Source organism: Curtobacterium sp. VKM Ac-2889 (assembly GCF_015350855.1).
GTDB classification, from domain to species: Bacteria; Actinomycetota; Actinomycetes; order Actinomycetales; family Microbacteriaceae; genus Curtobacterium; species Curtobacterium poinsettiae.
The window spans coordinates 25,263-51,867 of the sequence record NZ_JADKSC010000003.1 but is presented as its reverse complement, the minus strand read 5'-3'; the positions used below and the strand labels follow the sequence as shown (position 1 = coordinate 51,867).

The following is a 26,605-nucleotide window of genomic DNA, read 5'->3' as shown; positions in this document are numbered from 1 at the left end:
CGCCAGGCGCGGTGCCGGCTGGCACCGCGCCTGGCGTCCGTCAGGTGGTGACGACTACTTCGCGTCGGCTTCCACCGACTCCTTCGGCTCACCCGACGGGGTGAGCCCGCGCTCCTGGCGGCGCTTCGAGACCACGAGCGAGGCGATCGTCGCGACCGTGATCGTCAGGGCGATGAAGCCCAGCGAGAACCAGATCGGGATCTCCGGCGCCCACTCGATGTGCTCGCCACCGTTGATGAAGGGCAGCTCGTTGACGTGCATGGCGTGGAAGACGAGCTTCACACCGATGAACGCCAGGATGACGGCCAGGCCCTGACCCAGGTAGATGAGGCGCTCGAGCAGACCGGCGATCAGGAAGTACAGCTGCCGGAGCCCGAGGAGCGAGAACGCGTTCGCGGTGAACACGATGAAGGCGTCCTGCGTCAGCCCGAAGATCGCGGGGATGGAGTCGAGCGCGAACAGCACGTCGGTGAGGCCGATGGCGACCATGACGAGCAGCATCGGGGTGAACAGGCGCTTGCCGTCGACGCGGGTGGTCAGGCGGTCACCGTCGTAGTGGTCCGAGGTCGGGATGAAGCGCTTGAGGATCCGGATGAGCCGCGAATCGCCCTCGTTGCCGTGGTCGTTGCCGCTGCGGGCCTGCGACCAGGCGAGCCAGAACAGCAGCGCACCGAACAGGTAGAAGACCCACGAGAAGTTCTCGATGATCGTGACGCCGAGGGCGATGAACACACCGCGGGCGACGAGCGCGATCGCGACGCCGACCAGCAGGACCTTCTGCTGGAACTCCTTCGGCACGGCGAAGCTCGACATGATGATGAGGAAGACGAAGAGGTTGTCGACCGACAACGCCTTCTCGGTCAGCCAGCCGGCGAAGTACTCACCACCGGCCTGTCCGCCGCCGAACACCAGGATCCCGATGCCGAACAGGATGGCCAGGCCGATGTAGAAGGCCGACCAGAACGCGGATTCGCGGATGTGGGGCACGTGCGGCGTGCGCACGTGCGAGTAGAAGTCGAACACGAGCAGCGCGAGGATGCCGGCGATCGTGATGAGCCAGACGAAGAGTGGGACGTCCACGGTTTCCTTCAGGTAGGGCGTGCCACTGGTGTGCGGGTACGCCGAGGCCTGAAGGTCTCTTCCGTCGCCCCGCACCGGAACCGGTGCAGCACGACCGGCGCCCCGGGGCCGGATCGTTCCGGACCGTACTGACGGGGTCACCGAGAGGGAATACTCCCCTTCGTGTCCCCGAGCATACCGGGCACAGCGGACATGCGCCGCGCTCTAAGCTGGGAGCATGGCGAGTTCTTGGTCACTGTCCACACGGCTGCGCGGCCTCTTCCAGCGCAAGACGATCGACGAGACCACGTGGGAGGACCTCGAGACCGCCCTGATCGGCGCCGACTTCGGCCCGGACATCTCCGAGGAGATCATCGAGGACCTGCACGCCCGCGTCGACCGGTACGGCACGACCGACCCCGCCGACCTGCAGCGCATGCTCCGCGAGGTCCTCGAGGAACGGCTCTCCAAGCTCGACACCACCCTGAAGCTCAGCGCGCGGCCCGCCGTGGTGCTCGTCGTCGGGGTGAACGGCGTCGGCAAGACCACGACGATCGGCAAGTTCGCCAAGTTCCTGAAGACCTACGACCGCACGGTGCTCGTCGGGGCGGCGGACACGTTCCGCGCCGCGGCGGTCGAGCAGGTCGCCACCTGGGCCCAGCGCGCCGGGGTCGACGTCGTCCGTCCGTCGCAGCCCGGGCAGGACCCCGCATCGGTGGCGTACCAGACCGTCGAGAAGGCGATCCGCGACCAGACCGAGATCGTCGTCATCGACACCGCCGGGCGCCTGCACACCAAGGCCGGGCTGATGGACGAGCTCACCAAGATCAAGCGCGTCGTCGAGAAGCAGACCGAGATCAGCGAGGTCCTGCTCGTCCTCGACGCGACGACCGGCCAGAACGGACTCGCCCAGGCCCAGGCCTTCATCGAGGGCGCCGGCGTGACCGGCCTCGTCATCACGAAGCTCGACGGCTCGGCCAAGGCCGGCTTCGTGCTCAGCGTGCAGGAGAAGACCGGCATCCCGATCAAGCTCATCGGCCAGGGCGAGGGCATCAACGACCTGACGGGCTTCACGCCGCACGTGTTCGTGCAGAACCTCGTCGGCTGAGCGGGCGCGGCCCCGCCGGACGACCGAACGCGATGCCGCGCCGAGGAGTAGCGTCCCGTTCTGGTCCGGGCATCTGCTCGGTCTCGTTCCAGGGATAGGAGACCCTCATGCCCGCACTGCTGATCATCGCGATCATCGTCGGCCTCGTCCTGCTCTTCAGCGGCATCTTCGTCGGCGCCCTGAAGCTCCTGCTCTGGGTGGGCATCGTGCTCATCCTGCTCGGGATCATCGGCTGGCTGCTCCGGACGATCCGCGGTCGCGCGTAGCGACCCGGCGTCCTGTCCGGACGCACCTGACGGAACAGGAGGCGCGGTGCCGGCTGGCACCTCGCCTCCTGTCTGTCGTCGAGTCGCGACCAGGGCGCCTACGCGACCGCGTCCGCCGGCTCGCGCTTCTGCACCCGCTGCCCGACGACGGCGGAGACGCCGTCCTGCCGCATCGACACCCCGTACAGGGCGTCCGCGATCTCCATCGTGCGCTTCTGGTGCGTGATGACGATGAGCTGCGACGACTCGCGCAGGCGCTCGAACACGGTCAGCAGACGGCCGAGGTTGGCGTCGTCGAGCGCCGCCTCGACCTCGTCCATGATGTAGAACGGCGACGGCCTCGCGGTGAAGATCGCGACGAGGAGCGCCACCGCAGCCAGCGACCGCTCGCCGCCGGACAGCAGCGTCAGGCGGTCGATCTTCTTGCCGGCGGGCTTCACCTGCACGTCGATCCCGGTGCCCAGCAGGTCGGACGGATCGGTCAGGTTGATCGACCCCGATCCGCCCGGGAACAGGATCGGGAAGATGACGTCGAACGCTTCCTTCGTGTCGTTGAACGCGGACTCGAAGATCGTCTGCATCTTCGTGTCGAGCTCGTCGATGATCGTCAGCAGGTCCGTCCGGGTCTTCTGCAGGTCCTCGAGCTGCTCGGCGAGGAACGCGTGCCGCTGCTCGAGCGCCTGGAACTCCTCGAGCGCGAGCGGGTTCACCTTGCCGAGCTGCCCGAGGTCGCGCTCGGCGGCCTTGAGCCGGCGCTCCTGCTCGGCGCGGACGTAGGGGACGGTCTCGACGTCGGCGGGGTCGATCTCGTCGGTCGTGTCGAACTCGGGCAGGGCGGGGCCGCCGGGCAGGGTGGACGCAGGCTCGACGAGGGCCAGGTCGTCGGCCGGCTCGTCAGTGCCGTCGTCGGTGCTCATCTCGGCGTCTGCGTCTGCGTCTGCGTCTTCGTGCGCGTCCGCGCGGTCCGGCTCGGGCACGCCCGCGGCGTCGGCGGCGACGGCCGCCGCTGCGCGCTCCGCCTCGCGGTGCTTCCGCGCGAGCACCCGCGGGTCCACGAGCACGTCGACCGGCACCGGCACGTGCGGCCCGTACTCGGCCACCAGTACCGCCTCGGTCAGCCCGAGCTCGCTCTGCGCCCGGTCGAGGACGCCGGAGACGTGCAGCTTCTTCTCGTAGATCTCCATCTCGAGGGAGTGCACGCCGTCGGTGATGGTCTGCAGGCGGTCGCGGAGTTCACGTTCCTCGTTGCGGATCGTCTGCAGCTCGGTGTTGCGCTTCGACCGCTCGGCTTCCTCGGTCGCCAGCTGCACCCGCGCCTCGGCCAGCGAACGGTCGACCGCGCCGAGCACCCCGGGCAGGTCGGCGAGCACGGCTTCGGCGGTGCGGATCTGTCCGCGGCGGATCACCGCGAGCCGCGCGGCTTCCTCAGCGGCGGCACGCTCGGCCTCCAGCTGGCGTTCGAGCTGGTCGGCGCGGTTCCGTTCGGCGCGCACCCGCTCGCGCACGGTCTCGACCTGGATGCGCTGCTCGACCTCGGCGGCGCGCGCGGCCTCGAGCGCGTCCTGCAGCGCGGGGCGCTCGGACGCGTCGACCACGGGGCGGTCCTGCTCGGTGAAGGTCCGGTGGGCCGACTCGGCCTCGGCCAGCGCCGCCTCGGCGGTCTCGACGGCACCGTCGGTCTCCGCCAGCGCGGCGCGCAGCCGCTCGACCTCGGCCGCGGCGTTCTCCGCCTTCGCCCGCGTCGACGCACTCGTGCGGTCGTACTCGGCCTTCGCCCGCGTGTACGCCCGGGATGCCGCGTCGGCCTCGTCCGCACGACGGCGTGCGTCCTCGACGGCGCTGCGCGCGGCCTGGAGGCCCGTGGCGGCGTCCTCCGCGTCGGTCGCGATCGCGTCGCGTCGGGTCACGGCGTCGTCGCGCTCCGCGACGAGCTCGATGCGCGAGGTCACGCGTTCCCCGCCGCCGGTCACGCGGACCGCACGGACGAGGTCGCCGGACCGCGTGACCACCGTGGCCTGCGGGGCGGCGGTGAGCACCGCCTCCAGGTCGAGGTCGTCGGTCTCCGCGACCAGCGTGTCGCGCAGGATCGACGCGAGCGCCGGCGGTCCCTGCACCAGGTCGGTGGCACGGCGGACGCCGGCCGGCAGGGTCGCGGGCAGAGCGGTGGAGACGGATGCGGCGTCCGCGACGACGACGTCGATCCGGCCGAGGTCAGCGGCACGGGCGTGGTCGACGGCGTCGAGCGCCACACCGCGGCCGTCGGCGAGCACGGCGTCGGCGAGGCCCTCGAGCGCGGTGGCGATCGCGGCCTCGAACCCGGGGGACACCGTCAGGCTGTCGGCCAGGCGACCGACGATGCCCGCGCGGCCGGCGTCGATCAGGGCCTGCGAGCCGTCACGGACCTCGATCGACATGCCGAGCGCGGTGACCCGGGCGTCCAGGGCGTCCCGCTCGCGTTCGAGGGCGTGCAGCCGGTCGCGCTGCTCGTCGCGCGCGCTCTGTGCCCGTTCGAGCTCGGCACGCGCCTGCTCGAGGGTCTGCGCGAGTGCGGCCTCGTCGACACCTTCGGACGGGTCGACCCCGAGTTCGGCGAGGGCCGCCGCAGCACGCTCGGCACGCTCCCCGGCCTCGGCGAGAGCCCGCTCCCGCCGTTCACGGTCGGCGACGGCGGAACCGCGCTTCGACCGCGCGACGTCAACGGCACTGGCGAGCCGCTGCGCCTCGAGGTCGTGCTGCGAGACCCGGGCGGCCTGCGCGGCGATCCGCTCGTCGAGGGCGTCGAGGGCGACCCGGGCGTCCTGCACGGCACGGGCCGTCGTCGCCGAGCCGCCCTGCATCTCGTCGGCACGGGCCGCGAGGCGATCGGCCTCGGCGCGGACCCCGTCCACCTGCTCCTGGGTGACGGTCGGGCCCTGCTGCGGGGCGTCGGCCTGCTGCGCCAGGAACATCAGGCGCTGGTTCGCCAGGCTCGACAGGCCGCGGAGGCGCTCCTGCACGCTCTCGAGCCGGTGCACGACGGTGCGGGCGCAGTCGACGTCGTCGCCGACCATGCTCTGCTCGACGTGCTGCTGGCGCACCCGGGTCTGGTCGAGCCGTTCGGTCAGGACGATGCGCTCGGACTTGCGGCCGGCCTCGACCTCCTGGTGGTCGTGCAGCTCGCGGCGCAGGCGCACCACGTCGTCGGCCAGGATGCGGGCCTTGGCGTCGCGGAAGACCGCGGCGACCGACTGGGCCTTGCGCGCGACCTCGGCCTGTCGCCCGAGGGGCTTCAGCTGCCGCCGGATCTCACCGGCCAGGTCGGACAAGCGGGTCAGGTTGGTCTGCATCGCGTCGAGCTTGCGGAGGGTCTTCTCCTTGCGGCGGCGGTGCTTCAGGATCCCCGCGGCCTCCTCGATGAAGCCGCGGCGGTCCTCCGGCGTGGCGTGCAGCACCTTGTCGAGCTGCCCCTGCCCGACGATCACGTGCATCTCACGGCCCAGGCCGGTGTCGCTCAGCAGCTCCTGCACGTCGAGCAGTCGGCAGTTCTCACCGTTGATGGCGTACTCGCTGCCGCCGTTGCGGAACAGTGTGCGCGCGATCGTCACCTCGGAGTACTCGATCGGCAGCAGGCCGTCGCTGTTGTCGATGGTCAGCAGCACCTGGGCGCGACCGAGCGGACCGCGGGTGGAGGTGCCGGCGAAGATGACGTCCTCCATCTTGCCGCCGCGCAGGGTCTTCGCCCCCTGCTCCCCCATCACCCAGGCCAGGGCGTCCACCACGTTCGACTTGCCGGAGCCGTTCGGGCCGACGATGCACGTCACGCCCGGCTCGAACGCGAACGTCGTCGGCTGCGCGAAGGACTTGAACCCCTTGATGGTCAGGCTCTTCAAGTACATGCGGTCTCCGGATGCTCAGGTTGGCGTCAGGCTAACGCGTGCGGGCACGGGGACGCGGTTGGCACACGGGACAGATGTGGCTCGACCGGTTCATGAAGGCCTCGCGGACGATCGTGGTGCCGCAGCGGGGGCACGGCTTGCCCTGCTGGCCGTAGACGTTCAGGCGCTGCGAGAAGTACCCGGACTGCCCGTTCACGTTGACGTACTGGGCGTCGAAGCTCGTGCCGCCGTCCTCGAGCGCCCGGCGCAGGATGGCGCGGACCTCGTCGAGCAGGCGTCGCAGGTCGGCGCGGGTGAGCCGGTCGGCGGCGCGGTCGTAGTGCAGCTTCGCCGCCCACAGCGACTCGTCGGCGTAGATGTTGCCGATGCCGCTCACGACACCCTGGTCGAGCAGCACCCGCTTGATGCCGCTCGAGCGCTTCCGGGCCATCGCGGTGAACCGGTCGTCGTCGAACGCGGGATCGAGTGGGTCACGCGCGATGTGCGACACCTGGCCGGGCACCCAGCGGCGCCACACGGCGTCGGGGTCGGTCGCGTCGACCTGCCCGCCGAACCCGGCGGGAGCACCGTCGATCGTCGGCACCATCGCGTCGATCGCCATCGAACCGAACGTGCGCTGGTCGACGAACTCGAGCTCCACCGGGGGTTCCGACGCACCCGCACGGTCGGTGCCCGCGGGCTGCACGTCGATGAGGATCCGCCGGTGCTTCGCCGCCTGCCGACCACGGCCCAGCAGGATCTGCCCGCTCATGCCGAGGTGGGCGACGAGTGCCTCGGGGCGGTCCCCGTCGTGCTCGGGCTGCAGCGGCATCCAGAGGAACTTGCCCCGGCGGACGGCGGCGGCGATGGTGCGACCGGTCAGTCGGTCGGCGAAGTCCTCGGCGGGGCCGTCGTGCCGGGTCAGGGCACGGTCGTCGACCACGTCGACGTGCAGGACCCGCGCGCCGCTGACGGCGGGTTCGAGGCCGGCGCGGACGACCTCGACCTCGGGGAGTTCGGGCACGCGGTCAGGCCGCTCGACCGGACAGCCGCGTCCACGCGTCGAGCGCGGCGGCCATCTCGGCTGCCTTCTTGCTCGACCCGGTGCCGGTGGCGATGTCCTCGCCCTGCAGGACGACCGTGGCCGTGAAGGTCTTGTCGTGGTCCGGGCCGGTCTCGGTGACGCGGTACGCCGGGTTGCCGAGCGAGCGGCTCGAGGCGAGCTCCTGCAGGCTCGTCTTCGGGTCCATCGCGGCGCCGAAGCGGTCCGGGTCGATCATGAGCGGCTCGACCAGACGGAGCACGAGCTCGGTGGCCGGGTCGGGGCCGGCCGACAGGTACGTCGCGCCGATCACGGCTTCGACCGTGTCGGCCAGGATCGACGACTTGTCGCGCCCACCGGTCTGTTCCTCGCCCTTGCCGAGGCGCAGGTAGCGGCCGAGCCCGATCATCCGGGCGATCTCGGCCAGCGCCACGGTCGACACCAGGCTCGCTCGACGCTTGGCGAGGTCGCCTTCGTCGAGGTCGGGGAACGACCGGTAGAGCTTCACGGTCACGGCCTGGCCGAGGATCGAGTCCCCGAGGAACTCGAGGCGCTCGTTGTGCTTGATGCCGCCGTGCTCGTAGGCGTAGGAACGGTGCGTCAGGGCGAGCTGGAGCAGCTCGAGATCGATGTCGACCCCGAGGATGCCCTGCAGACGAACGACGTCCGGCCCCGCGGGGCGAGACCCCGCAGCGCCGGACGTTGTCGTCATGCGTTCGGTCCGATCAGACGTCGGCGACCTTGCGGCCCTTGTACTCCATGTACAGGGGCGTGCCGGCCGAGTCCTCGACGACCTTCGCGCGGTGCGGGAGGCTGTAGGTGACCTGACCGTTCTCGATCGTCTTCACGAGCTGGATCGGCGTGGCCTTCCACTGCGAACGACGGGCGTGCGTGTTCGCACGGGACTGCTTGCGCTTGGGAACGGCCATGGTGAATCTCTTTCGGTTGGTCGGTGGTCGGAACGGGGGCTGGCGGTGTCGGGACCTACTCGGTCTCGGCCCGCTCCTCGCCCTCGGTGGTCTTCGGTGCGGTGGTGTCACCGTCGGTGGATCCTGCAGCACTGTCGTCGAGAGCGATCCCGCTGAGCGCTGCCCACCGGGGGTCGATCACCTGACGAGCGGGCTGCTCGCCGAGGTCGGCCAGACGCTCACCCGTCACCGGGTCGAGTCCTGGGCAGTCCGGTCGGCAGACCGGCTGGAACGGCAGCGACAGCACCACCGCATCTCGAACGACCTGTTCGGTGTCCACGTGGTCATCGCGAACGAAGAAGTCGAAATCCTCCGAGGCATCATACGCGAACAGCTCGGCGAAATCGACCTCGATCGGTTCGCTGATGTCGATGAGGCAGCGCGAGCACTCCCCCGCGGCGTCGGCTGAAGCGTGCCCGGACACGAGGACGCCCTCGTGCAGGCCTTCGAGCTTGACGTCGATCCGCAGTTCCGCACCCTGGCGGACGGCGATCAGACCGGCCCCCATCGCGTCGGGCACCTCGATGTCGAGCGAGTGCTCGCGCATCTCGCCCGGCCGGTGCGCGAGGTCGCGCACGCGCAGGGCGTAGGGGCTGTTCACGGGGGAAGACACGATCGACAAGCCTAGCGCGATCCAGGCCGAGAGTCGAGGTGGCGACAGGCGTGTCCGGACGCGATGCCGCCCCGGGGACGCTCAGCGGGCCGCGAGGGCGTCCGCGACGGTCTTCGGCACGTAGGGCGTGACGTCGCCGCCGAGGGACGACACCTGGCGGATGAGCGAGCTCGACACGTGCGCCCGTGACGCCTCGGGCAGCAGGAACACCGTCTCGACGTCGGCCAGGTGGCGGTTCATGATGGCCATCGGGGTCTCGTACGCGACGTCCTCGCCGGACCGCACGCCCTTCACCAGGACCTTCGCGCCGACCTGTCGGCAGTAGTCGACCAGCAGGCCCGACGTCCATTCGCCGACCGTGACCGTCCCGGGCGCGCCGACCTCGACCAGCGAGTCCCGGATGAGCCGGACCCGGTCGACCGCCTCGAACATCGCCGGCTTCTTGTCGGGGTTGTGCACCACGAGGACGTGCACCTCGTCGAAGAGCCCGGCCGCGCGGCCGATGACGTCGAGGTGCCCGAGGGTGACGGGGTCGAAGGAACCGGGGACCACCGCGATCTGCGCCATGGCAGCGACGATACCGCGCGCGCCGTCGTGCCCCCGGGTCAGTTCTTGCCGAGGAACGCCGCGTCGGACTCGTCGAGGCGCCGGGCGAGCGCGTCACGGAGGGCCGGCGAACCCTCGAGCTCCGGGTCGGGTTCGAGCACCCGCTCGGCTTCTTCGCGCGCGTCGACGATGAGGTCCGCGTGCTCGACCACCCGGAGCAGGTTGAGCGAGGACCGCCCACCGGACTGCCGTTCACCCAGGACGTCGCCTTCGCGTCGGAGCTCGAGGTCGATCCGGGCGAGCTCGAAGCCGTCGTCCGAGGCGGCCACCGCGTCGACGCGCTCACGCGAGGTGGTCTCGAGCTCGGCCGTGGTGACGAGCAGGCAGACACCGGCCCACTGCCCACGGCCGATGCGACCGCGCAGCTGGTGGAGCTGCGAGACACCGAACCGGTCGGCGTCGAGGACCGCCATCATCGCCGCGTTCGGCACGTCGACCCCGACCTCGATCACGGTCGTGGCCACGACGACGTCGAGGTCACCGGCGGCGAAGGACGTCATCACGCGGTCCTTCTCGTCGGCGGTCATCCGGCCGTGCAGGACCGCGATCGAGCGCCCCTCGAGCGCGGGCATGGTGCGCATCCGCTCGGCCGTGGCGAGGACGGTCGCAGGAGCGCGCTTCGGGGCGTCGGCCTCGGCCTCGGCGGGTTCCGGCTCCCCGTCGTCCTCGGTGTGGGCGTCGTCGATGGCCGGACAGACGACGAACGCCTGCCGGCCCTTCGCGAGTTCCTCGGCCATCCGCGACCAGATCCGGGGCTCCCAGCCGGGGTGCTCCGCCAGCGGGACGGTGAAGGTCTCGACGCCGGCACGCCCCGACGGCATGCCCGTGATGGTCGAGACGTCGAGGTCGCCGAACACGGTCATCGCGACGGTGCGCGGGATCGGTGTGGCCGTGAGCACGAGCACGTGCGGCGGGGTCGTGCCCTTGGTGCGGAGGGCCTCGCGCTGCTCGACGCCGAAGCGGTGCTGCTCGTCGACCACCACGAGTCCGAGCTCGGCGAAGTCCACCCGGTCGCCCAGGAGGGCGTGGGTGCCGACGACCAGCCGTGAGCTGCCCGACACCGCGGCGAGCAGGGCACGACGGCGTTCGTCGGTGGACTGCGACCCCGTCAGGATCACCGGTCGGAGTTCGGCCGCCAGGTCCGGACCGAGGAACTTCACGATGGACCGCAGGTGCTGCGCCGCAAGCACCTCGGTCGGGGCGATGAGCGCGGACTGCCCGCCGGACTCGGCCACGGTGAGCATGGCCCGGATCGCCACGAGGGTCTTGCCGGAACCGACCTCACCCTGGATCAGGCGGTGCATGGGCCAGGTACGGGCGAGGTCGTGGTCGATGTCGGCACCGACGGCACGCTGGTCGTCGGTCAGCGTGAAGGGCAGGGTGGCGTCGAAGCGCTCGAGGATGCCACCGGGAGCGGCCACGCGCGGCGTCGCCGCGGTGCGACGGGCCGCGATCCGGCGCTGCACCAGGGCGGTCTGCAGCACGAACGCCTCGCGGTAGCGCAGGGCGTCCTGCGCGCGCTTGAAGTCGGCGACCTTCTCGGGGCGGTGCAGCAGTTCGAGAGCCCGGCGGAACGGCACGAGGTCGAGCCGGGACCGCGCGGACGCGGGCACGGGGTCGGGCAGGTCCGGCAGGGTGTCGAGGACGATGCCGATGGACTTCGCGATCTGCCACGAGGTGAGCGAGGCCGTCGCCGGGTAGATCGGGATCGGCTGGCGCGACCACCGGATCGCTTCGTCGGAACCGGGGTCGGCGGTGGCCCGTGGGTCGTCCGGGTCGAACAGCTCGTAGTCCGGGTGGGCGAGCTGCCGGGCACCGCGGTAGTCGCTGACCTTGCCGGAGAAGATGCCGCGGGCGCCGGGCACGAGGTCCTTCGTGCGCCATCCCTGGTTGAAGAACGTCAGGGTGAGCAGCCCCTTGCCGTCACCGATCTTCGCTTCGAGGATGGAGCCACGACGCGCGCGCATGGTGCGTTCGCGGACGTCGACCACCTCGGCCACGATGGTGACCGGTTCGCCGATCGCGAGCGAGTCGAGGGCCGTCAGCGCACCACGCTCGGCGTACCGACGCGGCGCGTGCTCGAGGAACTCCCCCACCGTGCGGTAGCCGAAGGCCTTCTCGATCGCGGTCGCCGTCCGACCGCCGAGGACGTTCGCGAGCCGCGCGTCGAGCGGCGCCGGACCGAGGTCGGGCGCGGCCGGCGCAGCGGGGGTTCCGGAGGTGACCACGGTCCAACGGTACCGGGCACGACCGACCCCACCCGCGCCTCCCGAATGGGCCTGTGGAGAACGCCGGAACGGACCCGCCGGGCCGATACGGTGGCTGCATGACCCGCATCATCGCCGGTGCCGCCGGCTCCCTGACGCTCCGCGTGCCGAAGTCCGGCACCCGGCCGACGAGCGACCGCGTGCGTGAGGCGCTGTTCTCGTCGCTCGAGGCGCGGGGACTGGTCGAGGACACGTCGGTGGCCGACCTGTACGCGGGGACGGGCGCGCTCGGGCTCGAAGCGGCATCGCGAGGGGCCGTCGAGGTGGTCCTGGTGGACCGGGCGTCCGCAGCGGCGCAGGCGTGCCGGGCGAACGCGAAGGCGGTGCAGCAGCGGATCCCCGGTGTCCGGATCGACGTGCAGCCGCAGCCCGTGCTCGGGTACCTGCGCGGAACCGTCCGCACCTTCGACCTGGTGTTCATCGACCCGCCCTACGACGTCACGGAGCACGAGCTCGCCGAGGTGCTCGAGGCGCTGGCGCCGAAGCTGACTCCCGACGCCGTCGTCGTGGTCGAGCGGAGCAAGCGCTCCCCCGAACCCACCTGGCCGACGGGGCTCGCGCCGTTCAGCAAGCGCAGCTACGGCGAGACCGTCGCGTGGGAGGCCGTCGCCGCCGACTGAGGCGCGGTGCGCCTGTGCACGCGTTCTGCGACAGTGCACCTGTCGAACGACGCGTGTCCTGTCGCAACACGGTCCTGCACCGACCGGATCGGGTCAGCCGGGTCAGCCGGCGGCGCCGTCCCAGTCGGCGTAGGGGTCCCAGCCGGTCGTCGGCACCGGGGAGCCGGCGCGCAACAGGTCTGCGTCGCCACGCTCCCGCACGACGCCGATGCGGCGGAAGCCCCCGGGCAGGACGACGTCGGCGGGGAACGTGGCGAGGAGTCCGTGGTCCTCGCCGCCGTGCAGCGCGGCGTCGTCGAGTTCGGCCTCGGCGTCGATCTCCAGCGTGACGCGGCTCGCGCGCGCCATCCGGCCGGCATCGATCGCCAGGCCGTCCGACAGGTCGAGCATCGCGGTGGCCCCCGTCTGCGCGGCGAGCGGGCCGTCGGCGATCGGCGGGACCGGGCGACGCTGCCGTCCGACGTCGGGGTCCGTGTCGGCGCCGCTCGTCACGGTCGCTGCGCGGTCCGGCTCGCCCCGGTCGTCCACGCCGTCGCGGAACAGCCGGGACAGCCCACGTGCGGCACGACCCGTCTCGCCGGACACCGCGAGCACGTCACCGACCCCGGCGCCCGACCGCAGCACGGGTGCGAGGCCGCGCAGGTCCCCGAAGGCGGTGACGGTGACCGTGAACGTGGCCGAGGTGGAGAGGTCCCCACCGACCACCCCGCACCCCGGCGCGAGCGCGTCGACGGCGAGCCGGAAGCCGTCGGCGATGCCCTCGAGGACCGCGACGGGGGTGTCCTGCGGCGCGGCCAGGGCGATCACGAGGCCACTCGGCACCGCACCCATCGCCCCGACGTCGGAGAGGTTCGTGGCGGCGGCCTTCCACCCGACGTCCGTCGGCGACGACCATGCCCACCGGAAGTCCGGACCGTGGACCATCATGTCGGTCGTGACGACGAACCGACCGTCGGGTGCTGCCACCACCGCGCAGTCGTCACCGGGGCCGAGGATCGGCGTCCCGGTCGGCAGGCGGCTCGTGATCCGGTCGAGGACGACGAGTTCGCCGAGCTCCCCCACCGTCGGTCCGGTCCAGGCGTCGTCCGTCGCGTCCACACGAGAACGGTAGCCTGGACGGCGATGGACACCGCGCGCCGCACCCCTCGAACCCTCGCGATCGTCGGGGTCGTGATCACCCTCGCCGCCGGGCTGACCGGGTGCACGAACGCCGTTTCGATGACCGCAGCGCCGTCGGCCGACGCCGCAGCGTGTGCCGCCGTGCAGGTCCGACTGCCCGCGACCGTGGGCTCCAAGTTCGACCTGCGGAACACGAACGCACAGGCCACGGCGGCCTGGGGCGACCCCGAGGTGGCGATCTACCACTGCGGCGTCGCCGTGCCCACCGTGTCCGACCTGCCGTGCTTCTCGCAGGGCGGCGTCGACTGGATCCGCGACGACCGCGGCGACCAGGTCGTCTTCACCACGTTCGGACGGTCGCCGGCCGTGCAGGTCGTCGTCGACTCGACGAAGACCACGTCGGTCGTGCAGGAGCTGTCCGACGCCGTGTCGTCGCTGCCGAAGGACGGACACGAGTGCCTCGACCCGGCGGACGTGCAGGGCTGACCGACCTGGTCAGCGGACGGCGGCGCGACCCAGTTCGATGAGCTCGGTGACCAGCTCGCCGTAGGACACGCCCGACGCCGCCCAGCAGCGCGGGTACATCGACAGCGGCGTGAAGCCCGGCATCGTGTTGACCTCGTTCACGACGAAGCCGTCGTCGGTCAGGAAGCAGTCGACACGGGCCAGGCCCGAACCGCCGATGGCCTCGAACGCGCGCGCGCCGATCGAGCGGATCTCGTCGGTCTGCGCCTCGGTCAGCGGGGCCGGGCAGAGCAGCGACTCGTCGCCGCCCAGGTACTTCGAGGCGAAGTCGTAGAAGCCGTCCTCGGCCACCACGATCTCGCCGGGCAGGCTCGTCCGCGGCGCACCGTCGCGCCCCTCGAGCACGGCCACCTCGACCTCGCGGCCGATCACCCGCGGCTCGATGATGACCTTGGAGTCGTGCTCGAACGCCAGGTCCATGGCGGCACCCAGCTGCGAGGGGTCGTCGACGCGTGAGACGCCCATGCTCGATCCCGCTCGGGCCGGCTTGACGAACAGCGGCCAGCCGTGTGCGGCGACCGTCTCGGCGACGTCGACCGGGTCGGCCGCCCACTGCCGGCGGAGCACTGTTGTCCACGGGGCGACCCGCAGCCCGGCGTGCTCGAGCACGGCCTTGGCGACGTGCTTGTCCATGGCCAGGGCGCTCGCGAGCACGCCGTCGCCGACGTAGGGCAGCCCGGCGATCTCGAGCAGGCCCTGGATCGTGCCGTCCTCTCCGAAGGGGCCGTGCAGGATCGGGAACACCACGTCGACCGGGATCGCGGTGACGGTGCCGTCGGGGTGCGACACGACGAGTTCGTTCGTGGCCGGGGACGTCGGGAACGCGATCCGCGTGCCGTTGTCGGGCACGGTCGGCAGCGCGCCGTCGCGGATCGTCCACTGCGCCGGGTCGTCGGACTGCAGCGTGAAGGCACCGTCCTGGGTGATCCCGATCGGCACCAGGTCGTACTCGGACCGGTCGACGACGTCCATGATGCCGCCTGCGGTCACGCAGCTGATCTCGTGCTCGCTCGATCGACCGCCGAAGAGCACGGCGACGGTGGTCCTGGGCATGGGGGTTCCCTCGGGGATCGTGGGCACGGGAGTCCCTTCGTGACTCGGTGCGGGACCGGTCACTCGCCCTGCGGCTCGTCGGTCTCGGTGAGGTGCGGCGCGATGTTGCGCGGATCGAGCCTACCGGCGAGGACCTCGCCGACCTGGCTGACGATGGGCATGTCGACACCGTTCGCCGCGGCCAGCTCGAGGATCGGGGCGACCGAGGCCAGCCCCTCCGCCGTCTGGTTCATCTGGCGGACGACCTCGTCGAACCGGTAGCCCTGACCGAGCAGCCGCCCGGCGGTGTTGTTCCGCGACAGCGGCGACTGGCACGTGGCGATGAGGTCGCCGAGGCCCGCGAGCCCGGACAGCGTGGACGACTGCGCACCGAGCGACACCGCGAAGTCGGTCATCTCGGCCAGGCCGCGGGTGATGATCGAGGCCTTGGTGTTCTCGCCGTAGCCGACCCCGTCGACGATGCCGATCGCCACGGCGATGAGGTTTTTCAGCACGCCGCCGAACTCGGTGCCGATGACGTCGGTGTTGATGAACGACCGGAAGTACGGGTTCGTCGCGACGGCGGCGACGTCGGTGGCGGTCTCCAGCGAGGACGACGACACCACGGCGGCGGTCGGCTGCCGGCGGGCGATCTCGAGCGCCAGGTTCGGGCCGCTGGCCACGGCGATGCGGTCCTGGTCGATGCCGAGGCCCTGCAGCAGGACCTCGCTCATCCGCAGCCCCGTGCTCTTCTCGACGCCCTTCATCAGGCTGACGACCGGCACGTCGGCGGGCAGCAGCTCGCGGATCGCGGCGAGGTTGGAGCGCAGGGTCTGCGAGGGCACCGAGACGTACACCTGCGAGGCACCGTCGAGCACGCGCTCGAGGGACGTCGAGGCGGTCAGCGTGCGCGGCAGGTTGATGCCGGGCAGGTAGTCCGAGTTGCGCTTGGTCTCGGTGATCTCGCGGGCGACCTCGGGGCGCCGGGCCCACACCACGGTGGACGCACCGCCCTCGGCCAGCACCTTCGCGAACGTGGTGCCCCAGCTGCCGGCACCGATGACGGCCACCCGGGGCTTGTCGGTCGACTGCATGACCACCCGGATCGCAGCGGTGTCGAAGGCCCCGGGAGCCGCCGCAGCGGGGTCGGGTCGGTCGTCGTGGGGGCGGAGGTCACTCAAACCGGCCGGTCTCCTTCTGGTTGTTCGCCGCCGGGTCCCAGCGGGTCGCGGGTGCCCGTTCACCACGGAGCACCTCGAGCAGCGCGGTGATCTCGCGCATGACGAGTTCGGTGGCCTCGCCGAGCATCTGCTGGTCGATCGGCCGACCGCGGTACGCCGACAGGTCGACCGGGTCGCCGATGATCACGTCGACGCGCGACGGCGGGAACAGCCGGAGCTTCTTGCCGTACCGCGCCATGATGTTCTGCGTGCCCCAGTGGGCCATCGGGATGATCGGGACGTCGTTCTCGAGCGCGATCCGGACCGCGCCCGTCTTGCCGCGCATCGGCCACAGGTCCGGGTCGCGCGTGAGCGTGCCCTCGGGGTAGACGATGATCGCCCCGCCCTGCTCGACGAGCGACCGGCCGCCGCCGAGCGGGTCGCTCAGACGCGTCCGGCCGGAGCGTTCGACCGGGATCTGCCCCATGCCGGACATGAGCTTGCCGACCACGGGGACCGTGAACAGCGACGCCTTCGCCAGGAACCGCGGCGCCCGCTTCGAGATGTACACGGCGGTGCCCACGACCAGCGGGTCGATGTTCGTGAAGTGGTTCGGCGCGAGCACGAACGCGCCCTCGGCCGGCAGGCGGTTCGGGCCGTGCCAGTGGTAGCGCGCCGAGAACCGGAACGTCGGGATGACGATGGAGGCGACGATGCGGAACGCGGTGTTCAGCTCGCCGCGGCGCCACCGGCGCCCACGCACGGGGATGCCGGTCGCGACCTGCGCGTCGGAGCCGCCACGGGCCTCCAGACCGTCGCCCTTGCCTTCAGCCCGCACGGTGCCTACCCAGCGAAGTCGAAGTCGGCGCCGAGCTTGCGCAGCTTCGGGATGAAGTGCTCGTAGCCGCGGCTGATGATGCCGACGTTGGTGATGTGCGACTCGCCCTCGGCGGTCAGCGCCGCGATGAGGTGGCTGAAGCCACCGCGCAGGTCGGGGACGCGGACGTTCGCGGCGTGCAGCTTCGTGGGCCCGGTGACGACGGCGGCCTGCTCGAACGGTCGGCGGGCGACACGGCGGTCGTGGCCGGGGAGCCCCTCCTTGTGCACGACGATGTCGGCACCCATCTCGTTCAGGGCGTCGGTGAAGCCGAAGCGGTTCTCGTAGACGGTCTCGTGCACGATGCTCTGGCCGTCGGCCTGCGTCAGCGCGACGACGAGCGGCTGCTGCCAGTCCGTCATGAAGCCGGGGTGCACGTCGGTCTCGATGACGACGGGCTTCAGGGTGTCCAGCTCGCGGTAGAACCGGATGCCGTCCTCCTGGATGTCGAACCCGCCGCCGACCTTGCGGAAGACGTTGAGGAACGTCATGAGCTCCTGCTGGTTCGCACCCTCGACGAAGATGTCGCCGTTGGTGGCGAGCGCTGCGGAGGCCCAGCTCGCGGCCTCGTTGCGGTCGTTGATCGCACGATGCGTGTAGCCACGGAGCGACTCGACACCCTCGATGAAGATGACGCGGTTCGGCTCGACCGAGACGATGGCGCCCATCTTCTGCAGGATCGCGATGAGGTCCATGATCTCGGGCTCGATCGCGGCGTTCCGCAGCTCCGTGACGCCCTTGGCGAGGGTCGCCGAGAGCAGGACCTGCTCGGTGGCGCCGACGCTCGGGTACGGCAGCTCGATGGAGGCGCCGGTCAGGCCGTCCGGGGCCGTCAGGTGGATGCCGTTGACCTGCTTGTCGACGACCGCGCCCATGGCGCGGAGCGCGTCGAGGTGGAAGTCGATCGGGCGGTCGCCGATGCGGCAGCCGCCGAGGTCGGGGATGAACGCCTCGCCGAGCTTGTGCAGCAGCGGGCCGCAGAACAGGATCGGGATGCGGCTCGAGCCGGCGTGGGCGTCGATCTCGGCGAAGTGCGCCGACTCGACGCGCGACGGGTCGAGGATGAGCTCGCCTCGTGCCGGATCGGTGATGCGCACGCCGTGCACCTCGAGCAGCCCGCGGACCACCTTGACGTCGGAGATGTCCGGCACGTCACGGAGGATCGACGGGGTGTCACCGAGCAGCGACGCCACCATGGCCTTGGTCGCGAGGTTCTTCGCCCCACGGACCTCGATGCGCCCCACGAGGGGCTTGCCCCCGCGGATGACGATCTCGTCCGACGTGAGGCCCACGCGCGCCCCTGCGGCCGCTGCGTCTTGTACGAGAGAGTTCACTACTTCACCGGCAATGTCTTCGGCCGCCAACTGGAGCGGCGGGATTCGAACTCCGTGATCGAGGTCTCGTCACGGAGGGTGAGCCCGATGTCGTCGAGCCCTTCCATCAACCGCCAACGAGTGTAAGCGTCGATCTCGAAGGGGACGTCCACATCCCCCAGCGACACGCGCTGCGTCACGAGGTCGACCGTCGCCTCGACGCCCGGGTTCGCCTCGATGACGGCCCACAGCCGCTCGACTTCCGGTTCGGTCACGATCGCGGTGACCAGGCCCTGCTTGCCGGCGTTGCCCCGGAAGATGTCCGCGAACCGGGGCGAGATCACGACCGAGAAGCCGAAGTCACGGAGCGCCCAGACGGCGTGCTCGCGGGACGACCCGGTGCCGAAGTCGGGGCCGGCGATCAGGACGCGGGCGCCCTGGTAGCGCTCCTGGTTCAGGACGAAGTCGGGGTCCTGGCGCCACCCGGAGAACAGGGCGTCCTCGAAACCGGTCTTCGTGACGCGCTTCAGGTAGACCGCGGGGATGATCTGGTCGGTGTCGACGTTGGACCGCTTGAGCGGGGCCGCGATGCCGGTGACGGTGGTGATCTTGTCCATCAGAAGGTCCCCTCGGTGGCGGTGGCGGACGTCGCCGCCGCGATCTCGTCGTCGGTCTCCAGGTCCCACGGGCTGGACAGCGTGCCGCGCACCGCGGTGGCCGCGGCGACGAGCGGCGAGACCAGGTGCGTACGGCCGCCCTTGCCCTGGCGCCCCTCGAAGTTGCGGTTCGAGGTGCTCGCACAGCGCTCCCCCGGCGCCAGCTGGTCCGGGTTCATGCCGAGGCACATCGAGCAGCCCGCGAACCGCCACTCGGCGCCGAACTCGGTGAACACCTTGTCGAGTCCCTCGGCCTCGGCCTCGAGCCGGACGCGGGCGGAGCCGGGCACGACCATCACCCGGACGCCGTCGGCCTTGGTGCGGCCCTTGATGATCGACGCGAAGGCCCGCAGGTCCTCGATGCGCGAGTTCGTGCAGGACCCCATGAACACCGCGTCGACGGCGATGTCCTTCATCGGGGTGCCGGCGGTGATGTCCATGTACTCCAGGGCCCGGCGTGCTGCGGCCTGGTCGTTGGGGTCGCTGTAGCTCGACGGGTCCGGCACGTTCTCGGACAGCGAGACGCCCTGGCCGGGGTTCGTGCCCCAGGTGACGAAGGGCTCGAGGTCGTCGGCGTCGATGAACACCTCGGCGTCGAACACGGCGTCGTCGTCCGTGGCGAGGGTCTCCCAGTAGGCGACGGCGTCGTCCCAGTCCGCACCGGTCGGGGCGTGGTCGCGGCCCTGCACGTAGTCGTAGGTCGTCTGGTCGGGGGCGACCATGCCGGCGCGGGCACCGGCCTCGATCGACATGTTGCAGATCGTCATGCGCCCCTCCATCGAGAGCGCGCGGATCGCGGAGCCGCGGTACTCGAGCACGTAGCCCTGTCCGCCGCCGGTGCCGATCTTCGCGATGACGGCCAGGATGATGTCCTTCGCCGTCACCCCGGGGCGCAGCGTGCCCTCGACCGTGATCGCCATCGTCTTGAACGGCTTGAGCGGCAGGGTCTGCGTGGCGAGGACGTGCTCGACCTCGGACGTGCCGATGCCGAACGCCATCGCACCGAAGGCCCCGTGGGTGCTGGTGTGCGAGTCGCCGCAGACCACGGTGATGCCGGGCATGGTGAGGCCGAGCTGCGGGCCGACCACGTGGACGATGCCCTGCTCCTTGTCACCCAGGGAGTGCAGGCGGACGCCGAACTCCTCGCAGTTGCGACGGAGGGTCTCGATCTGGATCCGGCTCGTCGGGTCCGCGATGGGGCGGTCGATGGCGAGCGTGGGGGTGTTGTGGTCCTCGGTCGCGATCGTCAGGTCGAGGCGACGGACCGGCCGACCGGCCTGCCGCAGGCCGTCGAACGCCTGCGGACTCGTCACCTCGTGCACGAGGTGGAGGTCGATGTAGAGGAGGTCGGGGTTGCCGTCCTCACCCTTGACCACGACGTGGTCGTCCCACACCTTCTCGGCGAGCGTCTTTCCCATGAGCCCGGCCCTCCTCGTCCTCGTCGTTGCGCCGCGACCGCGGCACGATCAGGCGACTCTACCATTGGTATACCAACGCGCGGCACCCCGCCCGTTGCACGGGCGGCACCCCGCCCGTCGCGGGCCCGTCACCCCGCCGTCGCACGCCCGTCACCCCGTGACGGCGCGGCCTGGAGGCCCGGGGCGACTCCCCGACACCTGTCGCGGTGGGAAGATGGGGACGACATGACGACACCTGCGCACTCGACCCGGACCATCAACCTCGAGGGCGCGGCCCGCGCCGCGATCGCCGGTGGCGCACCGCTCGCGCTGCTCATCGCCCTCGGGATGCCCGGGTACGCCGCCTTCGCCATGTTCGCCGGGTTCACCGCCATCTTCGGTGCGACCGAGCCCTACCGGCAGCGTGCCGTCACCACCGGCGTCGCGGGTGCACTGCAGACGCTCTGCATGTTCGCCGGCGTCGGGGTCGGGCTCGTCGGGTCGCCGCTCTGGCTGCAGGCCGTGGGTCTCGTCGTCGTCCTGGTGGTCGCGGTCTGCACCCTCTCCGCGCTCCGGGCGATCCCCGCTCAGCCGATCTTCCCGGTGTTCGCGTTCGTCGTGTCCGCACTCGTCCCGATGCGTCCGGCGGACGTCCCGCTCGTCGCGACGATCATCGTGTGCTCGGTGGTCTGGGCCTGGCTCGTCGCGATGTCCGGTTCGGTGCTCCGCCGGGTGCTCCACCCGCACGCCCCGCACCGGTTCCGCCCGCTGGCCGACCGCAAGCACCGCTCGCTCGCGGTCCTCGGGACCCCGGCCCTGTGGGAGACCGTCGGGCTCAACGTCGTCGGGTCACTCGTTGCCGGTGCGGTCGCGGAGTCGATCCCCGGACTCGGCCACCCGTACTGGGCCGTCATCGCGGTGGTGTCGACGCTGCCGGCGATCCGGCAGCGGCACACCGTCGTCCGCGCCGGGCAGCGTGTGGTCGGCACGATCGGGGGCACCGTGGTCGCGGTCGGCGTCCTGCTGCTCGAACCGTCGGCGTGGTGGATCGTCGTGCTGGCCGTCGTCGGGCAGTTCTTCGCCGAGATCTTCGTCGCCCGGAACTACGCCGTGTGCCTGCTGTTCCTCACCCCGCTTGCGTTGGCGGTCTCGTGGCTGAGCCTGCCCGAGGCGCCCCAGCTGCTCGCGCTCGACCGGATCGCGCAGACCGTGCTCGGTGCCGTGGTCAGCGTGGGGCTGCTGCTCGTCGGGCGTGCGATCGAGCGCCGGCGCGGCCGTGCCCTCGGTGCGACGAGCGCGATCCGCACGGTCTGACGCACCCGGTCGTTCCGGGCGTTCCTGGTCATTCCTTCCGACCAGGGATGCCCGATTCCGCCTGCCATCGCGCGTGACAGGGGAAGGAACGGGCGCGGACGACGGACGGGAGGCCCGTGGCGGGGCCGCCACGGGCCTCCCGTCCGTCCGTGGTCACGACCACCGCGCCCTGCGAAAGCGACAGATCGCTGCGGAACAACCGCGGAGGTCTGTCGCTCTCGCGGACGGGACCGCACCGGGTGCCGCGGGTCTGTCGCTTTCGCGAGCACCGGACGCCCCACCAGCGCGTCAGTCGCGCGGCTGGATGTTCCAGGCGTCGATGACGGGGCGGCCGTGCTCGTAGCCCAGGACGCTGACCGAGGCGGTGCCGAGCTTCAGCACGGCACCGTCCTGCGGTGCGAGCCGGATCCACGCGGCGCCGAGCGCCCGCAGCACGTGGCCGTGCGCGATGAACACGGCGTCGTGGCCCTCGGCGAGCACCGGACGGGCACGGTTCAGGATGCGCTCGACGCGGACCCGGACCTCGGCGGCGTTCTCACCGGGGGTGTCGCCGGCGGGGACGCCGTCGGTCCACAGGTCCCACGGTCCGTGGCGCAGCACCTTGATCTGCGGGGTGGTGAGGCCCTCGTACGCGCCGTAGTCCCACTCGTACAGGTCCTCGTCGAGCTCCGGCTCGACGCCGATCAGGTGTGCGGTGTCGCGGGCGCGCTGCAGCGGGCTCGACAGCGCCAGCGCGAACGACCGGTCCCCGAGGTACCGGCCTGCGCGCTTCGCCTGCTCGACGCCGTTGTCGGTGAGCGGGATGTCGGTGCGGCCGGTGTGTTGCCCGCTCTTCGACCACTCCGTCTCTCCGTGACGGACGAGGACGAGTTCGCCGGGGCGTTCCGAGGTCATGAGTTCCTTCCGATCCAGAGGCCGAGCGCAGCTGCGCCGACCGAGACGACGAGCATCCCGAGGCCGTTCAGGACGGCGAGCCGGGTCTTGCCGGATCGGAGGAGCTGTACGGTCTCGACGCTCGCCGTCGAGAACGTCGTGTACCCACCCATCATGCCCGTCCCGAGCACCGCGACCGTCGAGGCGGGGATGGTGCCGGCCTGTCCGAGGCCCGTCAGCACGCCGAGCAGGAGCGACCCGGACACGTTGATGAGCAGCGTGCCGACCGGGAACCCGGCGAACCGCGAACGGGCCACGCGGCCCTTGACGAGGCCGTCGAGCACGAAGCGCAGCGCGGCGCCTGCTCCCCCGCCGACCGCGACGAGGAGCAGTTCGACGGGGCTCATCGGGCATCCTGCAGCGGTTCCGGGCGGGTGCGGGGCCGGGTGGCCGCGGCGACCCAGAGACCGAGGACGACCGCGGCGAGTCCGAGCACGACCGACAGCAGGGCGTACCCGCTGCCGGCCGTCCACCGGCCGAGGTCGAGCAGCTGCGCGGTGTCGTCCGCGAGCGTGCTGTAGGTCGTGAAGCCGCCCAGGACGCCGGTGCCGACGAACAGGCGGGCCGCGCGACGACGACCGACGTCGGCGCCGCGGCGTGCGAGCGCGTCGAGCAGGAACCCGAGGCAGAACGCCCCGACGACGTTGATCGCCAGGATGGTCCAGCTGATGCCGTCGTGTGCGGGGAACGCCGCAGCGAGCAGTGCGCGGACGGTGGTCCCGATCGCGCCGCCGAGGGCGACCAGGGTGATGAAGCCCCATCGCAGGTGTGGTGGGCGCTCATCGGTCATCGGTACTCCTATCGCCGAGCACGCCGGATCGTCTCCGCGCGTGCGGTGTTCGGGATAGGGACCGTTGGCGGCTGGTGCGCGGTTGGGTCCGGCAGGCCCCACTGCCGGGTCTGGCGACGTCGACAGCGTACCGCCCCACCCGCGGCGCCCGCGATCGCCCGCACCTGGACGGTCTGTGGATGCGCACATATGCCGAGCCGGGTCGACACCGCCTGTCGGAGGGGACGACGAAACCCCCGCAGAGCAGGAGCTCGGCGGGGGTTTCGTGTGCTGGTGACCCCAGCGGGATTCGAACCCGCGTTACCGCCGTGAGAGGGCAGCGTACTAGGCCGCTATACGATGGGGCCGCGGCTGTTGTCGGACTCGGAGCATGTCACCTGTGGTGACCCCAGCGGGATTCGAACCCGCGTTACCGCCGTGAGAGGGCAGCGTACTAGGCCGCTATACGATGGGGCCGTTCCGACAACTCGACAAGTATTGCACAAGCCCTGCATCCGCACCAAAACGGGGCGTGTCGCCCGGGTGCGCCGTCGTGCTGCGCCCGGCATACGGCGCTCGCTGCACGTGCAGATTTCGACGGAACACCGGTCGAACGACGCGCGTTCTGTCGCAACCTGCACACGCATCCGTTGCGTGCGCATCGAGCGACGAAACACCCGTCGAACGACGCGCAGTCTGTCGCAACATGCGCACGCATCGGTCGCGCGGCCGTGGACGCGACCGCCCCTCGGAAGGGAGGCGCGGGGCGGGCCCGCCACGGGCCTCCCGTCCGCCCGCGCGGTCAGATCGTGAGCGACTCCCCCGGCCGCAGCACGACGAGCGACCCCGCGGGTTCGACGGCCTCGCGCAGCCGCCCCGTGTGCATGTCGTAGCCGATGTCGGAGAGCGTGGCCTCGTGGATCGGGTACGCGCGGGACGGCGCGATCGCGGCGACGGCGTCCATCATCTCGCCGACCTTGAGCCACGGTGCCCCGACGGGCGCTGCGAGGACCTCGACGGGGACGCCCGGGTCCGTGTACGAGTCCCCCGGGTGGAACAGCCGGCCGTTCACGAGCACGCCGGTGTTGTCGACGATCGGCACCGAGGAGTGGATGAGCTGGTGTCGGGTGCCGTGGAAGGAGAGCTCGAACGGGCCGACGGTGCGGTGGTCGCCGTCGGTCACGACCTCGACCGCGATGCCGGAGTCGGCGAGCGCCGCGCGGACGCCTTCGGGGCCGAACACCACGGCATCGGGGTCGGCGGCGAGGATCCGGTGCAGCTGTTCGGGCGTGACGTGGTCCGGGTGCTCGTGGGTCACGACGACGGCGACGACACCCGTGACGTCGACCGGGCGGGTGAAGTTGCCCGGGTCGAGCACCAAGCGGGTGTTGCCCTCGGTGATGATCTGGCAGGCGTGTTCGAGTTTCGTGACCTCCATGCGGGCGAGGCTACGCCGAGCCGAGCCGAGCCGAGCGAGGGAGGGCCGCTGGGGCTGCGTCGGCTCGGAACGACATCGCCGTTGTCGTACGACATCGGGAACGTCGTTCCGAGTCGATCACGCCCACGCCCACGCCCACGCCCACGCCGCCCACGCCCACGCCACCCACGCGCCGCCGACCTCACCCCGGCGGCGGCCCCGTCGACGCTCGGGCGACCAGGTGCGCCGGTGCCGCCGCGATCGGGCCGGCCACACCGCCGTCGACCTCGGCGAGCACCGCCCGCGCCGCGGTCCGCCCCTGGGCGACCGGGTCCTGCGCGACGGTGGTGAGTCCGACGGTGGCACCGAACTCGTGGCCGTCGATCCCCATCACGGACACGGCTTCGGGTACTGCGAGGCCGGCTCGGTGGGCGGCCAGCAGGACGCCGAGGGCCATCTCGTCCGAGGCGCAGAGCACCGCCGTCGGTCGCGCGGTCGCCGGCTCGGCGAACAGCACGGCCCCGGCGGCGGTCCCACCGGCGAACGAGAACCGGCCGTCCAGGGACCACCGTTCCGGCACCGCGGACCCCGCCGACCGCATCGCGTCGAGGAACCCGTCCCGACGCAGGTGCGGCACGGCGACGTTCAGGCCGGCCTCGTCCTGGCCGCCCACGTAGGCGATCCGCCGGTGCCCGAGTCCGTGCAGGTGCTCGACGGCGATCCGGGTGACCTCGCGGTCGTCGACGCCCACGTTCCGCAGGCCCGGTGCGGGGCCGCCGATGACGACCATCGGGTGTCGGCTGAGTTCGAGTTCGGCCCGTTCGGTGGCGTCGAGCACCAGGGAGAGCAGCACGAGGCCGTCGACGCGGTGCCGCAGCATCGAGCGCCGGAACGCCCGGTCACGGTCGCCGCCCGGGCCGCCGAGGTTGTAGAGGACCAGGTCGTACCCGGCCTGGCGGAGCTCCGCGTCGACACCGCCGAGAGCCTGCACGGAGAACCATCGGTCGATGACGGGCACGACCACCCCGACGGCGCGCTGACGCCCGGTGGCGAGACCGGCCGCCGCCGAGCTCGGGACGTACCCGAGTTCGTCGGCGACCCGGCGCACCTCGTCGATCGTGGTGTCGGCCACGTTCGACATGCCGCGGAGCGCCCGCGACACCGTCGACTTCGACAGCCCCGTGACGGTCGCGATCTCCTGGATCCCCATCGGTGCGACCCGGGAGGCCCGTCAGCCGTCCGTCCCGTGCGTCACGTCCGCCGGTCGGTCGGCCGCAGTGCCGGGGGTGGCGTGCGCGACGGCCGCTGCGGCCCGGCGGGCGCCGTGCGGCGCTCGACGACCGGCTGGTGCGAGCTCGTCCCACCCGCTGTGCCGGTGCACCCGCCCGTCCGCGGAGGGTCGTGGCCGGCGCCGGTGGTCGTCGCCGCGCGCGGTGCGGAACCCAGCGATGGCGGGAGTGGCACCGACACCGTCGACCTCGGCGTGCCGGCGGAGCACCCGCACCCGCCAGCGGTCGAGGGCGACGACACCGAGCACGCACACCAGCAGGGTGAGCGCCCAGCCGAGTGCCGGTCGCCCGGTGAGCTCGCAGAACACCGTGACGCCGAGGAACAGCATGCCGAACATGCCGACGAAGCCGATCGATTCCTCGATGTGGGCGGTGGGACGGGTGGGTCCGCGCTGGGCCAC

At 71.5% G+C, this 26,605-nt stretch carries 26 protein-coding genes and 2 tRNA genes; 5 read left to right on the top strand and 23 right to left on the bottom strand.

The window, feature by feature from the left end; genetic code table 11:
- Positions 1–54: 54 nt before the first annotated feature.
- Positions 55–1,080 carry a TerC family protein gene (locus ITJ50_RS10480; protein WP_017888267.1) on the bottom strand — a complete coding sequence of 342 codons (1,026 nt, stop codon included), beginning with the start codon at positions 1,078–1,080 and terminating at the stop codon, positions 55–57.
- A gap of 217 nt (positions 1,081–1,297) precedes the next feature.
- On the opposite strand from ITJ50_RS10480, the gene ftsY reads away from it, so the two are divergent.
- Both ftsY and ITJ50_RS10470 read left to right on the top strand, forming a co-directional pair.
- A complete protein-coding gene (gene ftsY, locus ITJ50_RS10475; protein ID WP_017888268.1) occupies positions 1,298–2,167 on the top strand; it encodes a signal recognition particle-docking protein FtsY in 870 nt (289 codons plus the stop codon).
- A gap of 107 nt (positions 2,168–2,274) precedes the next feature.
- On the top strand, positions 2,275–2,433 hold the full coding sequence (locus ITJ50_RS10470) for a hypothetical protein (protein ID WP_017888269.1): 159 nt from the start codon (positions 2,275–2,277) through the stop codon (positions 2,431–2,433).
- Positions 2,434–2,531: 98 nt separating this feature from the next.
- On the opposite strand, the gene ITJ50_RS10465 is transcribed toward ITJ50_RS10470, so the two are convergent.
- The 7 genes from ITJ50_RS10465 to ITJ50_RS10435 all read right to left on the bottom strand — a co-directional run bounded on the left by ITJ50_RS10465 (position 2,532) and on the right by ITJ50_RS10435 (position 11,744).
- Positions 2,532–6,308 carry an AAA family ATPase gene (locus tag ITJ50_RS10465; protein WP_194590456.1) on the bottom strand — a complete coding sequence of 1,259 codons (3,777 nt, stop codon included), beginning with the start codon at positions 6,306–6,308 and terminating at the stop codon, positions 2,532–2,534.
- A 31-nt stretch (positions 6,309–6,339) separates the two neighbouring features.
- The gene (gene mutM / locus ITJ50_RS10460; RefSeq protein WP_194590455.1) at positions 6,340–7,311 is read right to left on the bottom strand and encodes a bifunctional DNA-formamidopyrimidine glycosylase/DNA-(apurinic or apyrimidinic site) lyase; all 972 of its coding nucleotides are present in this window, start codon (positions 7,309–7,311) and stop codon (positions 6,340–6,342) included.
- Positions 7,312–7,315: 4 nt separating this feature from the next.
- The gene (gene rnc / locus ITJ50_RS10455) at positions 7,316–8,041 is read right to left on the bottom strand and encodes a ribonuclease III (RefSeq protein WP_017888272.1); all 726 of its coding nucleotides are present in this window, start codon (positions 8,039–8,041) and stop codon (positions 7,316–7,318) included.
- Positions 8,042–8,054: 13 nt separating this feature from the next.
- Complete coding sequence (gene rpmF / locus ITJ50_RS10450; protein WP_017888273.1) at positions 8,055–8,258, bottom strand: 50S ribosomal protein L32; 204 nt, start codon at positions 8,256–8,258, stop codon at positions 8,055–8,057.
- Between the two features lie 55 nt (positions 8,259–8,313).
- Positions 8,314–8,898: a YceD family protein gene (locus tag ITJ50_RS10445; protein ID WP_017888274.1), complete on the bottom strand. Its 585-nt coding sequence runs from the start codon at positions 8,896–8,898 to the stop codon at positions 8,314–8,316.
- A 93-nt stretch (positions 8,899–8,991) separates the two neighbouring features.
- Positions 8,992–9,477, bottom strand: coding sequence for a pantetheine-phosphate adenylyltransferase (coaD, locus tag ITJ50_RS10440; RefSeq protein ID WP_017888275.1), 486 nt, complete (start codon positions 9,475–9,477; stop codon positions 8,992–8,994).
- Between the two features lie 38 nt (positions 9,478–9,515).
- On the bottom strand, positions 9,516–11,744 hold the full coding sequence (locus tag ITJ50_RS10435) for an ATP-dependent DNA helicase RecG (RefSeq protein ID WP_071251635.1): 2,229 nt from the start codon (positions 11,742–11,744) through the stop codon (positions 9,516–9,518).
- 98 nt (positions 11,745–11,842) lie between these two features.
- Between ITJ50_RS10435 and ITJ50_RS10430 the strand changes: the two genes are divergently transcribed.
- A complete protein-coding gene (locus ITJ50_RS10430; RefSeq protein ID WP_017887148.1) occupies positions 11,843–12,403 on the top strand; it encodes an RsmD family RNA methyltransferase in 561 nt (186 codons plus the stop codon).
- Positions 12,404–12,505: 102 nt separating this feature from the next.
- Here the strand turns inward: ITJ50_RS10430 and thiL are convergent, their stop codons facing one another.
- Positions 12,506–13,501, bottom strand: a complete 996-nt coding sequence (gene thiL, locus ITJ50_RS10425) for a thiamine-phosphate kinase (RefSeq protein WP_056068982.1) — start codon at positions 13,499–13,501, stop codon at positions 12,506–12,508.
- Between the two features lie 24 nt (positions 13,502–13,525).
- Here thiL and ITJ50_RS10420 point away from each other — a divergent pair, with 24 nt between their 5' ends.
- Complete coding sequence (locus ITJ50_RS10420) at positions 13,526–14,008, top strand: DUF3515 family protein (RefSeq protein WP_017887146.1); 483 nt, start codon at positions 13,526–13,528, stop codon at positions 14,006–14,008.
- A 9-nt stretch (positions 14,009–14,017) separates the two neighbouring features.
- Here ITJ50_RS10420 and ITJ50_RS10415 read toward each other — a convergent pair whose 3' ends face one another.
- The 6 genes from ITJ50_RS10415 to leuC all read right to left on the bottom strand — a co-directional run bounded on the left by ITJ50_RS10415 (position 14,018) and on the right by leuC (position 20,503).
- Positions 14,018–15,100: a D-alanine--D-alanine ligase family protein gene (locus ITJ50_RS10415; RefSeq protein ID WP_017887145.1), complete on the bottom strand. Its 1,083-nt coding sequence runs from the start codon at positions 15,098–15,100 to the stop codon at positions 14,018–14,020.
- 59 nt (positions 15,101–15,159) lie between these two features.
- The gene (locus tag ITJ50_RS10410; RefSeq protein ID WP_031259730.1) at positions 15,160–16,173 is read right to left on the bottom strand and encodes an NAD(P)H-dependent glycerol-3-phosphate dehydrogenase; all 1,014 of its coding nucleotides are present in this window, start codon (positions 16,171–16,173) and stop codon (positions 15,160–15,162) included.
- Positions 16,174–16,252: 79 nt separating this feature from the next.
- On the bottom strand, positions 16,253–17,077 hold the full coding sequence (locus ITJ50_RS10405; RefSeq protein WP_017887143.1) for a lysophospholipid acyltransferase family protein: 825 nt from the start codon (positions 17,075–17,077) through the stop codon (positions 16,253–16,255).
- 5 nt (positions 17,078–17,082) lie between these two features.
- Positions 17,083–18,450, bottom strand: a complete 1,368-nt coding sequence (gene murA, locus ITJ50_RS10400) for a UDP-N-acetylglucosamine 1-carboxyvinyltransferase (protein ID WP_031259726.1) — start codon at positions 18,448–18,450, stop codon at positions 17,083–17,085.
- A complete protein-coding gene (leuD, locus tag ITJ50_RS10395) occupies positions 18,450–19,046 on the bottom strand; it encodes a 3-isopropylmalate dehydratase small subunit (RefSeq protein ID WP_017887141.1) in 597 nt (198 codons plus the stop codon). Before leuD ends, murA begins: the two co-directional genes overlap by 1 nt.
- Positions 19,046–20,503: a 3-isopropylmalate dehydratase large subunit gene (gene leuC, locus ITJ50_RS10390; protein WP_056068985.1), complete on the bottom strand. Its 1,458-nt coding sequence runs from the start codon at positions 20,501–20,503 to the stop codon at positions 19,046–19,048. The genes leuD and leuC overlap by 1 nt, the downstream gene beginning before the upstream one ends.
- 225 nt (positions 20,504–20,728) lie before the next feature.
- On the opposite strand from leuC, the gene ITJ50_RS10385 reads away from it, so the two are divergent.
- Positions 20,729–21,796 carry an FUSC family protein gene (locus ITJ50_RS10385; protein ID WP_042539685.1) on the top strand — a complete coding sequence of 356 codons (1,068 nt, stop codon included), beginning with the start codon at positions 20,729–20,731 and terminating at the stop codon, positions 21,794–21,796.
- A gap of 288 nt (positions 21,797–22,084) precedes the next feature.
- On the opposite strand, the gene ITJ50_RS10380 is transcribed toward ITJ50_RS10385, so the two are convergent.
- The 8 genes from ITJ50_RS10380 to ITJ50_RS10345 form a co-directional block, all read right to left on the bottom strand.
- Positions 22,085–22,690, bottom strand: coding sequence for a histidine phosphatase family protein (locus tag ITJ50_RS10380; RefSeq protein ID WP_017887138.1), 606 nt, complete (start codon positions 22,688–22,690; stop codon positions 22,085–22,087).
- Positions 22,687–23,076, bottom strand: coding sequence for a fluoride efflux transporter CrcB (crcB, locus tag ITJ50_RS10375; protein WP_042539687.1), 390 nt, complete (start codon positions 23,074–23,076; stop codon positions 22,687–22,689). Before crcB ends, ITJ50_RS10380 begins: the two co-directional genes overlap by 4 nt.
- A complete protein-coding gene (locus ITJ50_RS10370; RefSeq protein ID WP_194590454.1) occupies positions 23,073–23,519 on the bottom strand; it encodes a fluoride efflux transporter FluC in 447 nt (148 codons plus the stop codon). The genes crcB and ITJ50_RS10370 overlap by 4 nt, the downstream gene beginning before the upstream one ends.
- Before the next feature lie 271 nt (positions 23,520–23,790).
- Positions 23,791–23,866 (bottom strand) — tRNA-Glu (locus ITJ50_RS10365).
- Positions 23,867–23,899: 33 nt separating this feature from the next.
- Positions 23,900–23,975, bottom strand: a tRNA-Glu gene (locus tag ITJ50_RS10360).
- Positions 23,976–24,300: 325 nt separating this feature from the next.
- Positions 24,301–24,936, bottom strand: coding sequence for an MBL fold metallo-hydrolase (locus ITJ50_RS10355; RefSeq protein ID WP_194590453.1), 636 nt, complete (start codon positions 24,934–24,936; stop codon positions 24,301–24,303).
- Between the two features lie 181 nt (positions 24,937–25,117).
- Positions 25,118–26,125, bottom strand: coding sequence for a LacI family DNA-binding transcriptional regulator (locus ITJ50_RS10350; RefSeq protein ID WP_194590452.1), 1,008 nt, complete (start codon positions 26,123–26,125; stop codon positions 25,118–25,120).
- Between the two features lie 21 nt (positions 26,126–26,146).
- Positions 26,147–26,605 (bottom strand): hypothetical protein, encoded by a 459-nt coding sequence (locus ITJ50_RS10345; protein ID WP_194590451.1) that lies wholly within the window; start codon positions 26,603–26,605, stop codon positions 26,147–26,149.